Annotated in this window: 15 protein-coding genes and 1 tRNA gene; 4 read left to right on the forward strand and 12 right to left on the reverse strand. The window is 73.2% G+C overall.

Annotated elements, in window-relative coordinates; all coding sequences use genetic code 11:
- Positions 1-77: 77 nt before the first annotated feature.
- The 7 genes from rpoB to CLV28_RS02480 form a co-directional block, all read right to left on the reverse strand.
- Entirely contained in the window at positions 78-3,590 is a 3,513-nt protein-coding gene (gene rpoB / locus CLV28_RS02450) for a DNA-directed RNA polymerase subunit beta (protein ID WP_100421690.1), read from the reverse strand.
- 531 nt (positions 3,591-4,121) lie between these two features.
- Entirely contained in the window at positions 4,122-4,511 is a 390-nt protein-coding gene (gene rplL, locus CLV28_RS02455; protein ID WP_100421691.1) for a 50S ribosomal protein L7/L12, read from the reverse strand.
- A gap of 123 nt (positions 4,512-4,634) precedes the next feature.
- Complete coding sequence (gene rplJ / locus CLV28_RS02460) at positions 4,635-5,165, reverse strand: 50S ribosomal protein L10 (protein ID WP_100421692.1); 531 nt, start codon at positions 5,163-5,165, stop codon at positions 4,635-4,637.
- A gap of 293 nt (positions 5,166-5,458) precedes the next feature.
- Complete coding sequence (locus CLV28_RS02465; RefSeq protein WP_100421693.1) at positions 5,459-8,092, reverse strand: CHAT domain-containing protein; 2,634 nt, start codon at positions 8,090-8,092, stop codon at positions 5,459-5,461.
- Positions 8,093-8,138: 46 nt separating this feature from the next.
- Entirely contained in the window at positions 8,139-9,905 is a 1,767-nt protein-coding gene (locus CLV28_RS02470; protein WP_100421694.1) for a S8 family serine peptidase, read from the reverse strand.
- A 117-nt stretch (positions 9,906-10,022) separates the two neighbouring features.
- Complete coding sequence (locus CLV28_RS02475) at positions 10,023-10,505, reverse strand: hypothetical protein (protein WP_100421695.1); 483 nt, start codon at positions 10,503-10,505, stop codon at positions 10,023-10,025.
- Positions 10,502-11,146 (reverse strand): RNA polymerase sigma factor, encoded by a 645-nt coding sequence (locus tag CLV28_RS02480; protein ID WP_100421696.1) that lies wholly within the window; start codon positions 11,144-11,146, stop codon positions 10,502-10,504. The genes CLV28_RS02475 and CLV28_RS02480 overlap by 4 nt, the downstream gene beginning before the upstream one ends.
- A gap of 374 nt (positions 11,147-11,520) precedes the next feature.
- Here CLV28_RS02480 and CLV28_RS02485 point away from each other — a divergent pair, with 374 nt between their 5' ends.
- On the forward strand, positions 11,521-12,855 hold the full coding sequence (locus tag CLV28_RS02485) for a glycosyl hydrolase family 18 protein (RefSeq protein ID WP_203968124.1): 1,335 nt from the start codon (positions 11,521-11,523) through the stop codon (positions 12,853-12,855).
- A gap of 152 nt (positions 12,856-13,007) precedes the next feature.
- Here the strand turns inward: CLV28_RS02485 and rplA are convergent, their stop codons facing one another.
- From rplA to CLV28_RS02510, 5 genes are all read right to left on the reverse strand, one after another.
- Positions 13,008-13,724, reverse strand: coding sequence for a 50S ribosomal protein L1 (rplA, locus tag CLV28_RS02490; RefSeq protein WP_100421697.1), 717 nt, complete (start codon positions 13,722-13,724; stop codon positions 13,008-13,010).
- Positions 13,725-13,900: 176 nt separating this feature from the next.
- Entirely contained in the window at positions 13,901-14,332 is a 432-nt protein-coding gene (rplK, locus tag CLV28_RS02495; RefSeq protein ID WP_100421698.1) for a 50S ribosomal protein L11, read from the reverse strand.
- A gap of 87 nt (positions 14,333-14,419) precedes the next feature.
- The gene (gene nusG / locus CLV28_RS02500) at positions 14,420-15,133 is read right to left on the reverse strand and encodes a transcription termination/antitermination protein NusG (protein WP_373314269.1); all 714 of its coding nucleotides are present in this window, start codon (positions 15,131-15,133) and stop codon (positions 14,420-14,422) included.
- 73 nt (positions 15,134-15,206) lie between these two features.
- Positions 15,207-15,476, reverse strand: coding sequence for a preprotein translocase subunit SecE (gene secE / locus CLV28_RS02505; protein WP_100421700.1), 270 nt, complete (start codon positions 15,474-15,476; stop codon positions 15,207-15,209).
- Positions 15,477-15,593: 117 nt separating this feature from the next.
- A tRNA-Trp gene (locus CLV28_RS02510) sits at positions 15,594-15,666 on the reverse strand.
- A gap of 399 nt (positions 15,667-16,065) precedes the next feature.
- On the opposite strand from CLV28_RS02510, the gene CLV28_RS02515 reads away from it, so the two are divergent.
- From CLV28_RS02515 to CLV28_RS02525, 3 genes are all read left to right on the forward strand, one after another.
- Positions 16,066-17,091, forward strand: a complete 1,026-nt coding sequence (locus tag CLV28_RS02515; protein ID WP_157802452.1) for an adenosine deaminase — start codon at positions 16,066-16,068, stop codon at positions 17,089-17,091.
- Between the two features lie 94 nt (positions 17,092-17,185).
- Entirely contained in the window at positions 17,186-18,100 is a 915-nt protein-coding gene (locus CLV28_RS02520) for a hypothetical protein (protein WP_100421702.1), read from the forward strand.
- Positions 18,097-18,489 (forward strand): GntR family transcriptional regulator, encoded by a 393-nt coding sequence (locus CLV28_RS02525; RefSeq protein WP_100421703.1) that lies wholly within the window; start codon positions 18,097-18,099, stop codon positions 18,487-18,489. Before CLV28_RS02520 ends, CLV28_RS02525 begins: the two co-directional genes overlap by 4 nt.
- The last annotated feature ends 59 nt before the right edge of the window (positions 18,490-18,548 follow it).

Genomic DNA, 18,548 nt, shown 5'->3' on the forward strand with positions numbered 1-18,548 from the left:
CAACGAGGGGAAACCCCTCGGATGAGCGGCGGTGCCGGCGGCCCGTGCTGGACGGGCCGCCGTCACCGTGCCCGAGATCAGATCTCGTCGACGCTCGAGGCGGCGTTCGGACGGCGGGAGAGGTCGATGCCGAGCTCCTCCGCGGCGCGGTACACCTCGTCGTCCGACTCGCGCATCTCGATCTGCGTCCCGTCGCTCGAGAGCACCTCGACGTTCAGGCAGAGCGACTGCATCTCCTTGAGGAGCACCTTGAAGGACTCCGGGATGCCCGAGTCGGGGATGTTCTCGCCCTTGACGATCGCCTCGTAGACCTTGACACGGCCTGGGACGTCGTCCGACTTGATCGTGAGGAGCTCCTGCAGCGTGTACGCCGCGCCGTAGGCCTCAAGGGCCCACACCTCCATCTCGCCGAAGCGCTGACCACCGAACTGCGCCTTACCACCCAGCGGCTGCTGCGTGATCATCGAGTACGGGCCGGTCGAGCGCGCGTGGATCTTGTCGTCGACCAGGTGGTGGAGCTTCAGGATGTACATGTAGCCGACCGACACGGGCTCGGGGAACGGCTCGCCGGAGCGGCCGTCGAAGAGCCGCGCCTTGCCGTCGCCCTTGACCATGCGCTCGCCGTCACGGTTCGGCAGCGTCGCGGTGAACAGGCCCGAGAGCGCGTTCTCCTGGAGGCCGTCGAACACGGGCGTCGCGACCGGGCGACCCGGCTCGGACTTCGCCGCCACCGCGGGCAGGTCGTCCTTCCAGGACAGGTCGTCGCCCTCGGCGAGCTCGACGTCCCAGCCCTGCTTCGCGATCCACCCGAGGTGGGTCTCGAGGACCTGGCCGACGTTCATGCGCCCGGGCACGCCCAGCGGGTTGAGGATGACGTCGACCGGGGTCCCGTCGGCGAGGAACGGCATGTCCTCGACCGGCAGGATCTTCGAGATGACGCCCTTGTTGCCGTGACGGCCGGCGAGCTTGTCGCCGTCCGTGATCTTGCGGCGCTGCGCGATGTACACGCGGACCAGCTGGTTCACGCCGGCGGGCAGCTCGTCGCCGTCCTCACGGTTGAACTCGCGGACGCCGATCACGGTGCCCGACTCGCCGTGGGGGACCTTGAGCGAGGTGTCGCGCACCTCGCGCGCCTTCTCGCCGAAGATCGCGCGCAGGAGGCGCTCCTCCGGGGTCAGCTCGGTCTCGCCCTTGGGCGTGACCTTCCCGACCAGGACGTCGCCCGCGCCGACCTCGGCACCGATGCGGATCACGCCGCGCTCGTCGAGGTCCGCGAGGACCTCCTCCGAGACGTTGGGGATGTCCCGCGTGATCTCCTCGGGGCCGAGCTTGGTGTCGCGCGCGTCGACCTCGTGCTCCTCGATGTGGATCGACGAGAGGATGTCGTCCTGCACGAGGCGCTGCGACAGGATGATCGCGTCCTCGTAGTTGTGGCCCTCCCACGACATGAACGCGACCATGAGGTTGCGGCCGAGCGCGAGCTCGCCGTCGTCCGTGGCCGGGCCGTCGGCGAGCACGGAGCCCACCTCGACGCGGGCGCCCTCGTCCACGAGCACGCGCTGGTTGTAGCTCGTGCCCTGGTTCGAGCGGCGGAACTTCGCGGCACGGTACGAACCGGTCGTGCCGTCGTCGTTCGCGACGAGGATCAGGTCGGCCGAGACCTCGGTCACGACACCCGCCTTGGTCGCGACGATGACGTCGCCGGCGTCGACCGCGGCACGACGCTCCATGCCGGTGCCCACGAGCGGGGCCTCCGAGCGCACGAGCGGCACGGCCTGGCGCTGCATGTTCGCACCCATGAGGGCGCGGTTCGCGTCGTCGTGCTCGAGGAACGGGATCAGGGCCGTCGCGACGGACACCATCTGGCGCGGCGAGACGTCCATGAAGTCCACGGCGGTGCCGGGGATGATGTCGACCTCGCCGCCCTTGGTGCGCACGAGCACGCGGTCGTCGACGAACGAGCCGTCCGCGTTGAGCGCCTGGTTCGCCTGGGCGATGACGTAGCGGTCCTCGTCGTCGGCGGTCAGGTACTGGACCTCGTCGGTCACCTTGCCCGCGACGACCTTGCGGTACGGCGTCTCGATGAAGCCGAACGGGTTGATGCGCCCGTACGACGCGAGCGAGCCGATGAGGCCGATGTTCGGGCCCTCAGGGGTCTCGATCGGGCACATGCGGCCGTAGTGCGACGGGTGGACGTCACGGACCTCCATGCCGGCACGGTCGCGCGAGAGACCGCCCGGGCCGAGCGCCGACAGGCGACGCTTGTGCGTCAGGCCCGCGAGCGGGTTGTTCTGGTCCATGAACTGGGACAGCTGCGACGTCCCGAAGAACTCCTTGATCGACGCCACGACGGGGCGGATGTTGATCAGGGTCTGCGGGGTGATCGCCTCGACGTCCTGCGTGGTCATGCGCTCGCGGACGACGCGCTCCATGCGGGACAGGCCGGTGCGGACCTGGTTCTGGATGAGCTCGCCCACCGCACGGATGCGACGGTTGCCGAAGTGGTCGATGTCGTCCGTCTCGACGCGGACCTCGACGGCCTCGCCGTTCTTGGTGCCGTCCATCGTCGTGCGGTCCGCGTGCAGCGACACGAGGTACTTGATCGTCGCGACGATGTCGCCGACCGACAGGGTCGAGTCGTCGATCGCGGCGTCGACGCCGAGCTTCTTGTTGGCCTTGTAGCGGCCGACCTTCGCGAGGTCGTAGCGCTTGGGGTTGAAGTAGAAGTTCTCGAGCAGCGACCGCCCCGCCTCGACCGTGGGCGGCTCGCCCGGACGGATCTTGCGGTAGAGGTCGACGAGCGCCTCCTCCTCGGTGTGGACGTGGTCCTTCTCGAGGGTGTCGAGGATCGACGGGAAGTCGGCGAACTCCTCGCGGATCGCGGCCTCGGTCAGGCCGAGCGCCTTGAGCAGCACCGTGACGGGCTGCTTGCGCTTGCGGTCGACGCGCACGCCCACGGCGTCGCGCTTGTCGATCTCGAACTCGAGCCACGCACCGCGCGAGGGGATGATCTTCGCGGAGAAGATGTCCTTGTCGCTCGTCTTGTCGGCGACGCGCTCGAAGTAGACGCCCGGCGAGCGGACGAGCTGCGAGACGACGACGCGCTCGGTGCCGTTGATGATGAACGTGCCACGCGCCGTCATGAGCGGGAAGTCGCCCATGAACACCGTCTGGCTCTTGATCTCACCGGTCGTGTAGTTGACGAACTCGGCGGTCACGAACAGCGGGGCCGCGTAGGTGAAGTCCTTCTCCTTGCACTCGTCCGCCGTGTACTTCGGCGGCTCGAAGCGGTGGTCCGAGAAGGAGAGCGACATGGAGGAGCCGAAGTCCTCGATCGGGGAGATCTCCTCGAAGATCTCCTCGAGGCCCGAGGTCGTCGGGACGTCCTGCCGGCCCGACGAGTTCGCGGCCTCGACGCGCGAGCGCCAGGCGGCGTTGCCGAGCAGCCAGTCGAAGCTCTCGGTCTGGAGGCCGAGGAGGTCGGGCACCTCGAGGGGCTCGAAGATCCTGGCGAAGGAGAGGCGACGGGATGCGGTGCGGTTCGCGATGGCGTCGGCGGACGGAGCAGAAGGGGTGCGCGAGGCAGCCAAGAGGGGTCCTTCCCTGCAGATCGATGGCACGCTGTACGCTGCGTGGCTGCAGGGTCTCTTCCGCCTGGGCCGCCTGGGGTGCACGATGGACGCACGACAGGCGAGGAGAGACGGGGACGAGGGGCCGAGGGCGCACGCGAGCGCAAAGCGTTAGCATACCCGGTCAGCGCAAGACTGTCCAGCACGTGGATGCTCGTCCCGCGCCGCCACCCCAGGGGTGACGAGGACGGGTCGTTCGCACGCGCTGCACCGCCGCGCACCGACCGGTGCGGACGTCTTCTCGGTGGCCGCCATTTGCCGCCCAAGAACACTCCCGCCCCGGGACGCACCACCCGCCGTCCGACGTCGCCGCCGGGCCGCAGGTCGCACGCGAGGGCGGGCGACAACTACGAGGAGCGCGAGGCGCTCCGTGGAGAAACATGCCACAGGCCGGACGAGGCCCGCACCCCGAAGGGTGCGGGCCTCGTCGCCTGGTGACGGGAACGTCGCGGCGGGGCCGCGTATTCCGTCAGGGTCGCCCGAAGGCGGAGGTCACTTGAGCGTGACGGTGGCGCCGGCGCCCTCGAGGGCAGCCTTGGCCTTCTCCGCGGTCTCCTTGTTGGCGCCCTCGATGACGGGCTTGGGAGCGCCGTCGACGAGGTCCTTCGCCTCCTTGAGGCCGAGGCTCGTGAGGGCGCGCACCTCCTTGATGACCTGGATCTTCTTGTCGCCGGCAGCCTCGAGGATGACGTCGAACTCGTCCTTCTCCTCCTCGGCCTCAGCGGCGGCGCCGCCACCGGCAGCGGCGGGGGCAGCAGCGGCCACGGGGGCAGCAGCGGTGACCTCGAAGGTCTCCTCGAAGGCCTTCACGAAGTCGGAGAGCTCGATGAGGGTGAGCTCCTTGAAAGCGTCGAGCAGCTCGTCGGTGCTGAGCTTCGCCATGATGGCGTTCCTTTCGGTTGGTGCTGGTCGTCGGCCCGGGACCGGGCCCGCACGAAGCAGGGTGTGGATCAGGTGATGACAGCGAGTGCCGCACGAACTCGACGGGGCGGGGCCCCGACGCGATCAGGCTGCGGCGCTCTCCGACTCCTGCTTCTGACGCAGGGCATCGATCGTGCGCACGGCCTGGGCCGTGGGCGCCGTGAACAGGTAAGCCGCCTGGTACAGCTTGCCCTTGAAAGCGCCGGCCAGCTTGGCCAGCAGCACCTCGCGGGACTCGAGGTCCGCGAGCTTGGTGATCTCCTCAGTGGTCAGGGGGCGCCCGTCGAGGACACCGCCCTTGATGACCAGTGCGGGGTTCGCCTTGGCGAAGTCACGCAGACCCTTGGCAGCCTCGACCGGGTCACCGGTCACGAAGGCGATCGCCGAGGGGCCCTCGAGGCTGGCGTCGAGACCCTCGACACCTGCCTCCTTGGCCGCGATGGACGTCAGCGTGTTCTTCACCACGGCGTAGGTTGCGTTGCCGCTGAGCGACCGACGCAGCTGCTTGAGCTGCGCGACGGTGAGCCCGCGGTACTCGGTCAGCACGGCCGCGTTCGACTCGCGGAACTTGTCCGAGAGCTCTGCGACTGCGGCTGCCTTGTCCGGCCTCGCCATGGCAATCCTTCCAGTGGTGGTGCCGCCGGCGCCCCGAGGCGGAGCCTCGTGGCGTACCGTCCCGGGCAAAGAAAAAGAGCCCCGCGCAGGCGGGGCTCTCAACGCCGCACGGAGAACCGTGCAGTCTCGGGAACATCACCTGCGCTGGTCTCCGCTGCTGCGGAACTTCGGTCGATCCCGCTCCGGGCACAGGCTCGGGGCACGATCGGACGACCGGCGGTCTTGGGTACCGGACCACTGTACGCGACGCGGGAGCGAGGACCAAATCCCGGCCGGGGCCCCGGATCGCGGGGCTAGCGCACCACGGGGGCGAAGCACACGAGCGGCACCGGGTCCTGCGCGAGCGCGAGCGCGTCGGCGAGCGCGACCTCGGGCGAGCCGGTGCGCCGCAGGCTCTCGTGCAGCGCGGGCATGAGCTCGAGCGCCTCGGCGTCGCTCAGCGGCGCGAGGGCCGAGACCACGGCGCGTGCGCCGAGCCGCAGGAGCACCTGCGTCAGGCCCAGCACCTCTCCCCCGACCCGCGTCGTGACCGCGCCCGTCTCGCACGCCGAGAGCACGACGACGCTCCCCCGCAGGGGCACCTGCTCGAGCTCGTGCGCGAACAGCGGACCGTCGGCGAGCCGGATCGACGAGAACAACGGGTTGTCCTCCTCGTGGCTCCCGTGCGCCGCGACGTGCACCACCGCGCGGCCAGCGACGCCCTCGGTCGCCGCCGCGCACGTCGCCGCGTCCCCCGCGAGCACCTCCGCGCCCGGCCACCGCGCCGCGACCCGCTCGACCTCCTCCTCGGCGCAGCGCAGTCCCGGCCCCGCGAGCGCGAGCACCCCGCCGTGGTCGGACGGCGCCCCGCCCGCCGCGCCGTCCACGAGCGGGTCCACGAGGGACGACGCGTCCAGGAGGGTCGCGTCGACCCACGAGTTGACGCTCGTGCGCAGGCCCGCGCGCGACGGCAGCGACGACCACGGCACGCCGAGCAGGTCGCCGCGCGCGACGACGTGCAGCGCGCCCGGGACGTCGAGCGGCACGAGCAGCGTGTCGTCGAGGGCGGCGAGCGAGCGCCGCAGCGACGCGCGCACCGCCCGCCGCATCTCGACGGGCAGCAGTCCGTTCGCCACGTGCGCGAGGTCCGACCGCACGCGCAGCACGCGCTCGCGCACCTCGTCGATCGGGGCGAGCCGCACCAGCCGTGCGCCGCGCGCACCCACCCGCACGGCGTGCACCGCACCGTCGTGCACCGCGAGGCTCACCACGACGAGGTCGCTGCCGCCCGCACGCAGCCGCTCGGCGACGTCGCGGGCGCTCGCCGGGGCCGGCACCCCGCCGTCCCCGGCGCGGTGCAGCGAGCGCAGGCGCGCGGCGTCCTCGTCCCGTCGTGCCGCGGCGACGAGCTCGAGCCGGCGGGCCGCGTCGTCCGGCGAGGCGTCGGGACCGATCTCGCGCGCCTCCTCGAGCGCGCGCCGCGCCGAGGCGAGCATCCCCGCGGCGACCGGGTCGGGGTGCGGCGAGACCGAGCCGAGCCCCGCGAAGGTCGCACGGCCCCGCTCCAGGGCGTCGAACACCGCACGGGCGCGCCCCGCGTCGAACGCGCGCTCGACGTCGAGCCGGCCGAGGTGCACGCCGTGCCGCGCCGAGGCCGTGACGCCCTCGACCGACCCGAGGTGCCCGCGGTGCTGGGCGAGCAGGCGCTGCCCGCGCCGCACCGCGCGCAGGGCCGTGCGGCGGTCGCCCGCGTCGAACGCGAGGCGCGCGCAGGCGAGCTCGAGCCGCACGCGCACCTGGAGCGACTCGGACCGCGTGCGCGGGCGCAGCGCCCGCACACGCTCCTGCGCGGCCTCCGCGCGGCCCGAGGCCAGGTAGGCCTCCGCCTCGACGAGCTCGGCGTGCACCCGCAGGCTGCGCGCGGTGCGCGGGTCGAGCCGCACGGCCTGCGCGACGAGCCCCTGCACCGCGGCGAGCAGCGCGTCCCACCGGGCGGGGTCGTCGGCCTGCGCGGCGCGCTCGACCTCGACCTCGGCGGCGAGCACCCCGGCCCGCACGGCCGGGACCTGGTGGTCGACGCGTGCGAAGCGGCGGGCCGCGGACGTCGCGAGCCGGGCTGCGTCGTCGAGCCGGCGCAGACCCAGGGCGCACTGGGCACGGTCGAGCTCGACGTCCGCGAGCTCGACCTCGTTGCCCTCGGCCGTGAGCAGCTCGACCGCGGTCGCGAGCGCGGCGTCGGCCTCGCGCACGAGCCCCGCCTCGAACAGCACGTAGGCGCGCCCGCGCAGCGCGACCGCCGCGGGCTGCTCGCCCGTGATCTCGGTCGCGGCGTCCATGGCCCGCAGCGCGGCCGGCAGGTCGCCCCGCAGGTAGCTCACGTAGCCCAGGTTGTGCAGGGCGCCCGCCGCGTAGACGGTGAGGCCCGCCGCGGTCGCGAGCTCCTGCGCCTCGGCGTAGTCGGCCTCGGCGCGCTCGAGCTCGCCCGCGTCCGCGAGCGCCGAGCCCCGGTTGAGGCGGAGCACGACCTGGTCCGAGACGTCGTCGTCGGGCAGGAGCGCGAGCGCCTCGTCGAACGCGGTGAGGGCGCCGGCGACGTCGCCCGTGCGCACGCGGAGCATGCCGCGCTGGCCGGCGACGACGCCCTCGAGGTCGGGGCGCCGGGCCCGGCGCGCGTGGTCGCGGGCGACGTCGAGCACCGTGCCGCTGGCGTCCATCGTGCCGCCGAGCGCGAGGGAGCACGCGGCGCGGCCCGCGAGCGCCCGCACGAGCACGGTCTGGCGGTCGTGCTCGAGCGTCGCGGCGTCGGGGGCCGCCGGGTCGGCGGCCGCACCGAGGGCGTCGAGGACCTCGTCGAATGCCTGCGCGGCGTCCGCGACCCGGGCCCGGGCGTTGAGCCCCCGGGCCCGGCCGAGCCGTTCGAGGAGCTCCTCGGTCGGCACGTGCGCCATCGGTCCTCCGGATGTCGGCCGGCGTGCTGGTGGGTCGGCGTCGGGGTCAGTCGGTCGGGGCCAGGCCCAGCACCTCCTGGACGGCGGCCCAGGCCTCGGCCACGCGGCCTGCCGCCGCGTCCACGGTATCGCGGTCCGACCGCTCGGCGCCCGTCCCGCCCGTACGCGCCGCGAGGATGCTCGCCGCGAGCTCGCCCGCGAGCACGGGCGCCGCGAACGACGTCCCGCTCCAGGTCGCGAACCCGCCGTCGAAGCCGTCCGGGTCGATCGTGGCGCGCACGCCGCTGCTGAGCCGGTCGGCGAGGCGGCGGCTCGGCGTCGCGGGACCGTCGAGCGTGGTGGGCATGGTGCTGATCACCGCGGCGCCGGGCCGGTCGCACGTGACCCAGGGGCCCTCGTTGCTGAACAGCGCCGTCGTGCCGTCGGGGTTGGCCGCGCCCACCGCGAGCAGCGGCGTGCGGTCGGCGGGCACCGTGGCGCCGTCCGCCCACCGCACCTGCGGCCCGGTCCGGTCCACGTGCTGCGCGAACGCGGCGGGGAAGAGCTCGCGCGGGCTCCCGTCGTTGCCCGACGAGACGACCACGAGGACCCCGGCGCGGCGCAGACGGCGCAGGACGCCGCGCAGGCGGGCGCGACGGCCCTCCTCGGCCTGCTCGTGGTAGTACCCCGTCGCGAGGACGAGCACGTCGACGGGCTCGCACCCGTCGACGCCCGCGAGCCCGCGCCGGTGGAACTCGAGGACGCGGCGCAGCGAGTGCGTGACGTCCCACTCGGAGACCTCGCCGCTGCCGCCGAAGGCCCGCACCGACAGGATCGTGGCGTCGGGGCACACCTGGTGCACGACGCCCGCGATGAACGTGCCGTGGCCCGCGACCGGGTCGAGCGGCCCGACGAGCGGGTTGACGCTCAGCCCGCCGATCTCGGGGTCCTCGGCCGGGTAGCGCGGGTGCGGGAACGTGCCGAGCGGTGCGCCGTCGAGCAGCGCGTCGCGCACGACGACGCCGTGCGGGCCGTCCGTCGGCGCGTCGGGGTCGTAGGTGCCGAGCCACGGGTGGGTGCCCGTGCCCGTGTCGACCACGGCCACGACGGGCCGCCGCACGCCGTCTGCCGCGACCCACGGGGAGTCGCCGTCGGCGAGGGTGCGGCGCGGCGGTGCCCCGACGCGCGCGACGGGGGCGCGCCCGCCCCAGCCCGGCTGCCCGTACTGCTCGACGCCCTCGTAGGGCCACGGCGTGGTGAACGGCTCGGCCGAGGGGACCACGGGGAACGGGAACAGGTGCCGGTGGGCGCGCATCACGTGGTCGAGGTGCGGCCGCTCCCCCGACCCGCCCGGCCGACGTCCGACGACGTCCCAGGCGTCCGGCTCGACGTCCGGGTCGCGCGGGCGCAGACGGACGACGAACCCGGCCGACGCGTCGTCGTCCGTGTCGTCGTCCGCGTCGTCGTCCGTGTCGTCGTCCGCGTCGTCGTCCACGGCGAGGCCCTGGCCCGCGGGGCTCCGGCGCACCAGGTCGTCCGCGTCGAGGACGACGACGTACCCGGCGTCGTCCGCGGCACGCCACACGTCCGCGAGGGGCGCGTCCCACGTCGGGTCGGCGGACTCCAGCTCGAGCGTGCCGTCGTCCTCGGCGAGCAGCGCGCGGCGCACCGCCGCGGGCAAGGTACCCGGCACGATCACGCGGTCCGCGACGTACGTCGTCGCCTGCACCTGACGGCGGCCGGGGCTGCGGCGCACCCGCTCGGGGTCGAGCGTGCGCACGGGGCGCGTCGCGCCGCGGCGGTCGGGCACGCCGTCGACTGGTCCTTCGGTCATGGTCGCTCCTGCTCGTCGTCGAGTGTCGGCGCGCCGGACGGCGGGCCGGGGCGTCCGCGCGGCCCTGGCGGACCGCACGGCTCAGGGCTGCGGGTGGTGCGGGTGCTGCGCGGGTGGTCAGACCTCGACGACGGGCGTGCTCATCGCCGCCCCGCCGACGGGCCGCACGACGAGGCTCACGGGGCCGTGCGCGACCTGCGGGAACGCGAAGCGGCCGTCCTCGTCGGCGCGTCCCGGGACCACGCCGTCGGTGCTGTGCAGCTCGACGTCGACGCCCTCGCCGACGGGCGCGACCCAGCCGTCGAGGCGGACCACGGACGGGCCGGACGCCTGGAACGTGATCATGACGGTCGTGGCGGCCGACGTGAACGTGACCGTGCGTGCGGGCACGGGCTCGGCGGAGCGCACGCCCGCGGGGTCGGTGACGACCTCCGCGAGCTCCATGACCTCGGTCTCGAGCGCCGCGAGCGTCATCGCGAACAGGCTGCGCTCCGCGAGGCCCGGGGGGACCGGGTCGAGCAGGTCGTGGATCCGGGCGAGGTCGTCGAGGATCGCGACGTCGACGTCGTCGACCGGTCCTCGTGCGTCGTGGACGGTCATACCTGCCCCCAGAGGTCGTCACCGTTGTGGTCGAGGATCGTGCGCAGCTTCGCCAGGCACCGGCCGCGCGTCGAGCCGATGCTCCCGACGGGCATGCCGATCGCCTCCGCGATCGCGCGGTAGTCGGGCCGGTCGGCGCGGGCCACCAGACGCAGCAGCGTCTGGCACCGCGGTGCGAGCTCGGCGACCGCCGCCCACAGGATGCGGTCGCGCTCCGAGGTGAGGACCTCCGCCTCGGGCCCCGGCTCACGGTCCGGCAGCTCGCGCGGGGCGCCGTCGTCCCTGTCGTCGGGCAGTGCCGTGGTGCGCGACTGCTCGCCGCGGTGCTTGCGCGTCGCCTCCCAGGCCGCACGCTTGGCCGCGACGAGGATCCACTTGAGGACCGCGTGCGGTTCCTGGATGGTCTCGACGTGCCGCACGAGCGCGACCCACACGCCCTGCACCACGTCGTCCGCGAGGTCGTAGGGCACGCCCTGCGAGCGCACCGTGTGCCACAGCAGCGGCGTGGCCTCGCGCACGAACTCCCCGAGCGGCTCGGTGCGGCCGTCACGGTACGCGAGCACCGCTCGCGCGCCGCGGTCGCCGAGCGTCTCGGTCGGCTCCTCCCCCGTCTGGGGCGCGTCTTCTGCGAGGCGGGTCATCGGGCGGTCTCCTCGGTGAGGGCCCCCGGTCGGTGCACGGCGTGGCGGTCCGTGGCGTCGCGGGGCCGGGCGTTCGTGCCTCGAGCCTATGGCGGCGCGCTCCACAGAGCCAACGGGTCGCATGCCCCTCCTCGGGTGCGACGTCCCCGGCCCCTGCCGGCGACGCTCGCGCACCATCACCCCGGAGAGAGGGACGGGACCCGTGTCTGATACATCCCTGACGACCGGGTTCCGGGGGTACGTGGAGTCACGTAGGTCGCGGCCAGAAGCCGTGGAATCCCTCATCCCGCCCGACCCGCGGCATGCGTACCGTCAGCACGTCCCTACCATTTCACCCCCGGCGGCCGATGTCGGACGTCGGGTGAGGAGCATCCGTGAGAAACTCCCAGACCCCCCGAGCCGGCCGGGTCGCCCGCCTGCTCGCCACGACCGCGGCCCTCGCCGTCGCGAGCCTCGGCATCGTGGGCACCGCCGGGGCGACGACGCCCTCGGTCCCCGCGGCCGCGCCCGCCGCGGTCCCCGCCGCCGCGCCGTCCGCGAACTCGCAGTGGCTCACCGGCTACTGGCACAACTTCGACAACGGCTCGGTCGTGTTCCCGCTCAGCGAGATCCCGTCCGCGTACAACCTGATCGCCGTGGCGTTCGCCGACAACAAGACCGGCACGCCGGGCGGCATCACGTTCAACCTCGCGAGCGCCGAGCTCAAGGGCTACACGGTCCCGCAGTTCAAGGCCGACATCAAGGCGATCCAGGCCCAGGGCCGCAAGGTCATCATCTCGGTCGGCGGCGAGAAGGGGAACGTGATCGTCTCCAACGCCACCGAGGCGAAGAACTTCGCCGACACCGCGTACGCCCTCATGCAGGAGTACGGCTTCGACGGCGTCGACATCGACCTCGAGCACGGCATCAACGCGACGTACATGTCGGACGCGCTGCACCAGCTGCGCGCGAAGGCCGGCAGCGACCTCATCATCGCGATGGCGCCGCAGACGATCGACTACCAGGCGACGTCGATGGGCTACTACCAGCTCACGCTCGCGATCAAGGACATCCTGACGATCGTCAACACGCAGTACTACAACTCGGGCGCGATGATGGGCTGCAACCAGCAGGTCTACAGCCAGGGCTCGGTCGACTTCCTGACGTCGCTCACCTGCATCCAGCTCGAGATGGGCCTGCGCCCCGACCAGGTCGGGATCGGCGTGCCCGCGGTGCAGAAGGCCGCGGGCGGCGGCTACCAGCCGCTCGCCAACGTCGCGAACGCCGTCGACTGCCTCGAGAAGGGCACGGGCTGCGGCTCGTTCAAGCCCGCGAAGCAGTACGGCAAGATCGGTGGCGTCATGACCTGGTCGATCAACTGGGACAAGACCAACAACTACGCGCTCGCCAACCTGTTCGGCCCCAAGCTGGGCTCGGGCAGCGGCACGCCGACCGTGACGCCGACCCCGACGACCACCCCCACGGCGACCGCGACGCCGACCGCCACGACCACGCCGAAGCCGACCGCCACGGCGACCGCGACCCCGACCCCCACGGCGACCGGCAACCCCGGCGCCTGCACCGCTCCCGCGTGGTCGGCCTCGGCCGTCTACACGGGCGGCGCGGTGGTCTCCGCGGACGGCCACCAGTGGAAGGCCAAGTGGTGGACGACGAACGAGAAGCCCGCCCCCAGCCAGTGGGGCGTGTGGACCGACCTCGGCGCCTGCTGATCCACCGCCGCCGGCGCCCCCACGGGCGCCGGCGGTCGCGGGGCCGGGGCGTTCGCCCGCCCGGCGCCCCGCGAGGGTGAACGACGAAGGCCCGGTACCTCCTGCGAGGTACCGGGCCTTCGTGCGTGCGGAGCGACCGCGAGGGGCGAGGATCAGGCCTCGTCGCCCTCGAGCAGCTTCGTCGTCTTGGACTGGTCGAGCGGGATGCCCGGGCCCATGGTCGTCGTCATGGTCGCCTTGGTGATGTAGCGACCCTTGGACGACGACGGCTTGAGACGCAGGACCTCGTCGATCGCGGCGGCGTAGTTCTCCACGAGCGCGGTCTCGGAGAACGAGACCTTGCCGATGATGAAGTGGAGGTTCGCGTGCTTGTCGACGCGGAACTCGATCTTTCCGCCCTTGATGTCGCTCACGGCCTTCGCGACGTCCATGGTCACGGTGCCGGTCTTCGGGTTCGGCATCAGGCCGCGGGGGCCGAGCACCTTTCCGAGACGACCGACCTTGCCCATGAGGTCGGGCGTGGCGACGGCCGAGTCGAAGTCGGTGTAGCCGGCCGCGACCTTGGCGATCAGGTCGTCGCCGCCGACCTCGTCCGCGCCCGCGGCGAGGGCCTGCTCGGCCTTCTCACCGTTCGCGAAGACGATGACGCGGGCGGTCTTGCCCGTGCCGTTCGGCAGGTTGACCGTGCCGCGGACCATCTGGTCGGCCTTGCGGGGGTCGACGCCCAGGCGGAACGCGACCTCGACGGTCGCGTCGTACTTGGTCGACGAGGTCTCCTTCGCGAGGCGCACGGCCTCGAGGGGGGTGTACAGGTTCTCGCGGTCGATCTTCTCGGCGGCGGAACGGTACGCCTTGCTGCGCGTTGCCATCTGCTTCTCCTTCGTGTCGAGCAGTCGTGGTGCGGGTCCGCGCGGACCCTCCCACTGCCCGGACGGACGTCCGGGCGTGCTGGTGATGCTGATGCTGCTGGTGGTGCAGGTCATGCTGGTCGTGCTGCGGTGCGGCGCCGCGAGGGCGCCGCACCGGTGGTGCGGTGACCGTGAGGTCAGCCCTCGACCGTGATGCCCATCGAGCGCGCGGTGCCCGCGATGATCTTCGAGGCGGCCTCGAGGTCGTTCGCGTTGAGGTCCTCGAGCTTGGTCGTGGCGATGGCACGGACCTGCTCGGCGGTGATCTTGGCGACCTTGACGGTGTGCGGGGTCGCGGAGCCCTTGTCGACGCCCGCGGCCTGCTTGATGAGCTCCGCAGCCGGCGGGGTCTTGGTGATGAACGTGAACGAGCGGTCCTCGTACACGGTGATCTCGACCGGCACGACGTTGCCACGCTGCGACTCGGTCGCCGCGTTGTACGCCTTGCAGAACTCCATGATGTTGACGCCGTGCTGACCGAGCGCCGGACCGATCGGCGGCGCGGGGGTGGCCGCGCCGGCCTTGATCTGGAGCTTGATGAGGCCGGAGACCTTCTTCTTGGGAGGCATGCTGTTCCCTGACTTCCTGGTGTTGTGGACCGACGCCCTGGGCGATGACCCGGTTGCAGTGCTGCCGTGCGGCTCGCGCCGCGAGGATCAGATCTTGGAGACCTGGTCGAACGACAGCTCGACCGGGGTCTCCCGGCCGAAGATGGAGACGAGGACCTTGAGCTTCTGGCTCTCCGCGTTGATCTCGGAGATCGTCGCGTCAAGGGTCTCGAAGGGACCGTCGGTGACGGTCACGGACTCGCCGACCTCGAAGTCGACCTCGACGGGCGCCTTGGACTTCTGGGCGGGCTTGCCGGCGACCGGCGCCTCCTCGAAGACCGGCGCGAGCATCGAGAACACCTCGTCGAGGGTCAGCGGCACGGGCTGGTGGGTGTGGCCGACGAAGCCGGTCACGCCGGGAGTGTGGCGCACCGCGCCCCACGACTCGTCGGTCAGGTCCATGCGCACGAGGACGTAGCCGGGGATGCGGACCCGGCGCACGATCTTCTTCTGCGCGTTCTTGATCTCCGCGACCTCTTCCATCGGCACCTCGACCTGGAAGATGTAGTCCTCCATGTTGAGGGACTGGGTGCGGTTCTCGAGGTTGACCTTGACGCGGTTCTCGTAGCCCGCGTACGAGTGGATCACGTACCAGTCGCCCGGCTGCATGCGCAGCTCGCGGCGGAACTCCTCGGCGGGGTCGACGACGGCCGGCTCGGCCTCGTCCGCGGGTGCGGTCTCGGCGTCCGGCTCGACGTTCTCAGTCTGGTCCAGCGACTCCTCGGACACGGACGACCTGCTTTCTACGTTTGGCCTGCGGATGGGACGTGAATGCCCGGGCACCCCTGGCGGGACGCTCGGGCGACGCACATCGTTCGGGCGGTTCGACGGGTGGTTACGCCCCGAAGACCCACTCGACGACCTTGCCGATGCCAAGGTCGAGGACGGTGATGAACCCCATCATGACGACGAGGAACACGAGCACGACGGCGATGTAGGTCCCGAGCTCGGAACGCGTCGGTGCGACGACCTTGCCGAGCTCGGCCACCACCTGGCGCACGAACAGGGCGATGCGGCCGAAGAACCCCGGCCGCTTCTCGCCGGAGCGCGGCTCCTTGGCGCGGGCACCCTCGGCACCGACTGCACCGGACGGCGATTCGCTCACTGATCTTCCCCACTCGGTGTGTGCGACCGAGCCCCTGCGCGGTGCCGGGTGGCACCTCGCGGACCCGCCCGCTCCGGATGACGGTCACCCGCACCGTGGTGCGACGTGCTCGCCGAGCAGGGTAGACAGGACTCGAACCTGCAACCTGCGGTTTTGGAGACCGCTGCGCTACCAATTGCGCCACTACCCTTCGCGACCGACGTCCGACGGGCAGCACCGTGTGGCGCAACTCATCATGGTGGACGTCAACCACCGAGGGACCACTGTACGCGAACCGGGGCGCTGGGTCGAACCGCCCTCCGGCGTCCGGATCCGCGCCCGGCCCGCGACCACCGTGCGTCCGCCGCGTGCCCACCGTCCGGTGGACGCCAGGACCCGCCGGGAGGTGCCTGGCGGGCGGGCCCGGCGGACGACAGCCTGGTGCCGACGCGAAGTTCGCGCGACGGCCGTCCGTGGCCGAGGCGACCGTCACGACGCACCTGCTGCGCGCCTAGGCCACGCTCGGCGCCGACGACCGCGCGCACGCGGTCACGGTCGCGACGCCGCGGGACGACCTGCCGGGCACCTGAGGGGGTGCGAGACTGCACCGGTGCGCGACCTGTCGAAGCTCCCGAAAGCCCACCTGCACCTGCACTTCACCGGCTCGATGCGGGTCGACACCCTGCGCGAGCTCGCCGCCGGGTACGGCGTGCGGCTGCCCGCCGCGCTGGTCGACGGCGACCCGCTGCGCCTGCCGCCGACCGAGCGCGGGTGGTTCCGGTTCCAGCGCCTGTACGACGCGGCACGCGCGTGCGTGCGCTCGGAGGCCGACATGCGGCGCATCGTCGACGAGGCCGCGCAGGACGACGCCGCCGAGGGCTCGGGCCGCCTCGAGATCCAGGTCGACCCGACGTCGTACGCCCCGTTCGTGGGCGGCATCACGCCCGCGGTCGAGATCGTGCTCGACGCCGCGCGGGCCGCGAGCGCCGCGCACGGGATCGAGGTCGCGGTCGTGGTCGCGGCGTCGCGCATGCGGCACCCGCTCGACGCGCGCACGCTCGCGCGGCTCGCGGCGCAGTACGCCGGGTCGGGTGCGGGCGAGGTCGTGGGGTTCGGGCTGAGCAACGACGAGCGCCGCGGCGACACGGCGGAGTTCGCGCACGCGTTCCGGATCGCCCGCGACGCGGGCCTCGCGTCGGTCCCGCACGGCGGCGAGCTCCTGGGCCCGGCGCACGTGCACGACGTCGTGCGCGACCTCGTGCCGGACCGGCTCGGTCACGGCGTGCGGGCCGCGGAGGACGCGCGCGTGCTCGACGACCTCGTGGGTCGCGGGGTCGCGCTCGAGGTGTGCCCCGCGTCGAACGTGTCGCTCGGCGTGTACGCGGACGACGCGCACGTGCCCCTGCGCACGCTCGTCGACGCGGGTGCGCAGGTCGCGCTCGGTGCCGACGACCCTCTGCTGTTCGGCTCGCGGCTCGTGGCGCAGTACGAGGCCGCGCGCACGGTGCACGGGTTCGACGACGCGGCGCTCGCGGACCTCGCGCGGTCGTCGGTGCGCGCGAGCCGGGCGACGGCCGCGACGCGCGAGCGCCTGCTGGCCGGGGTCGACGCGTGGCTCGCGCACGACCCGAGGTGAGGAGGCAGTGCTGCGTGCCGCTCACCCCTGGACACCATTTGTATCAATGATCTAGCATTTTGCTACTTACCGTCGTCCGTCCCTGGAGCTCCCCGTGGCCAACTACACCGTGCTCGTGCTGCTGCTCGCCCCGCTGTGGTGCGCGAGCGTCGTCCCCGCGATCGTCCTCGCCGTGCTGCTCGAGCGATCGTGCGGCGCCGCACCCGCGACCGGCGCGACGCCGGCCGAGACCGCGCTCGCCGCGGCCCGGCAGTCCCGGCGCCACGCGGGCCTGACCGCCGCGCTCGCGGCGGTCGCGGCCTTCGTGGTCGCCCCGCCCGTCGCGCTCGTCGTCCTCGTCGCCGTCCGGTCGTCGTGGGTCGCGGGCGCGGTGCTCGTCGGGCTCGTCCCGGCCGCCGCGAGCGCGACGTTCCTGGGCGTGCACGCGCTCGGCGAGCGTCGTCGCCCGCGCGAGCGCGGCGTGGTCCGCACCGCGTCGCTCACGCCCCCGTCCGCCGCCGACGTCGCGCCCCGCGGTCTGCGCGTCTGGCTCACGGTCGCCCTCGGCATCACCACGGTCGCGGTCGCCCTGCCCGGCGCGGTGCTGCTCGGGCTCACCGAGGGCACCGCCGAGGTCGTCGCGACCGCCGGAGGGTTCGGCGGCCTCCTCGTGGTCGCGGTCGGGACCGCGCTCGGGGCGCACCTCGTGCTCGGTGTCGTCGCCACCCGGACCGCCACCCCGGGCGTCGACGCGGGCTGGGACGCGGACCTGCGGCGCCTCGCCGCGCACCGCGTGCTGCGGGGCGCGGCGCTCCTCGTCGTGCTCGTGGGCGCGGGCTCCCTCCTCACGACCGCGGTGGCGGGCGTCCCGCTCGCCGCCGCACCCGGGGTGCTCCTGCTCCTCGTGGGCGTCGGCGTGGCGCTCGTGCCCGGGCCCGTGCCCCGCGACCCGGCACCTGCCGCACGCGCGACGGGCGGCGACCCGGCGGTCGCGGGCGCCGCCGCGGCCACGCGGTCCACGGACGCATGACGGGACCTGACGTCGCCCGCCTCGACGTCACGGTCGACCTCGCGTCGGGCGTGCCGCCCTACGAGCAGGTGCGCACCCAGGTCGTCGCGCACGTGAGCGCCGGGCACCTGCGCCCGGGCGACCGCCTGCCCACGATCCGCGCGCTCGCGACCGAGCTCGGGATCGCCCCCGGCACGGTCGCGCGCGCGTACCGCGAGCTCGAGGAGGCGGGGGTCGTGGTCGGACGCCGCCGGGCCGGGACGGTCGTCGCGGACGGCGCTGTCGCGGCCGACGTGCTCGTGCGCACCGCGGCCCGCGAGTACGTCGAGGCGGCCCGCGCCGCGGGGCTCGACGACGAGGCCGCGCTCGACGTGGTGCGCGGCGAGCTCGCACGCACGCGGGAGGACTGACCCGGGGGCAGCACCCGTTCGGCGACGGTTCTGCGACGGTTCGGTGACGGCTCGGTCAC

It is taken from the genome of Sediminihabitans luteus (assembly GCF_002797595.1).
GTDB lineage: Bacteria > Actinomycetota > Actinomycetes > Actinomycetales > Cellulomonadaceae > Paraoerskovia > Paraoerskovia lutea.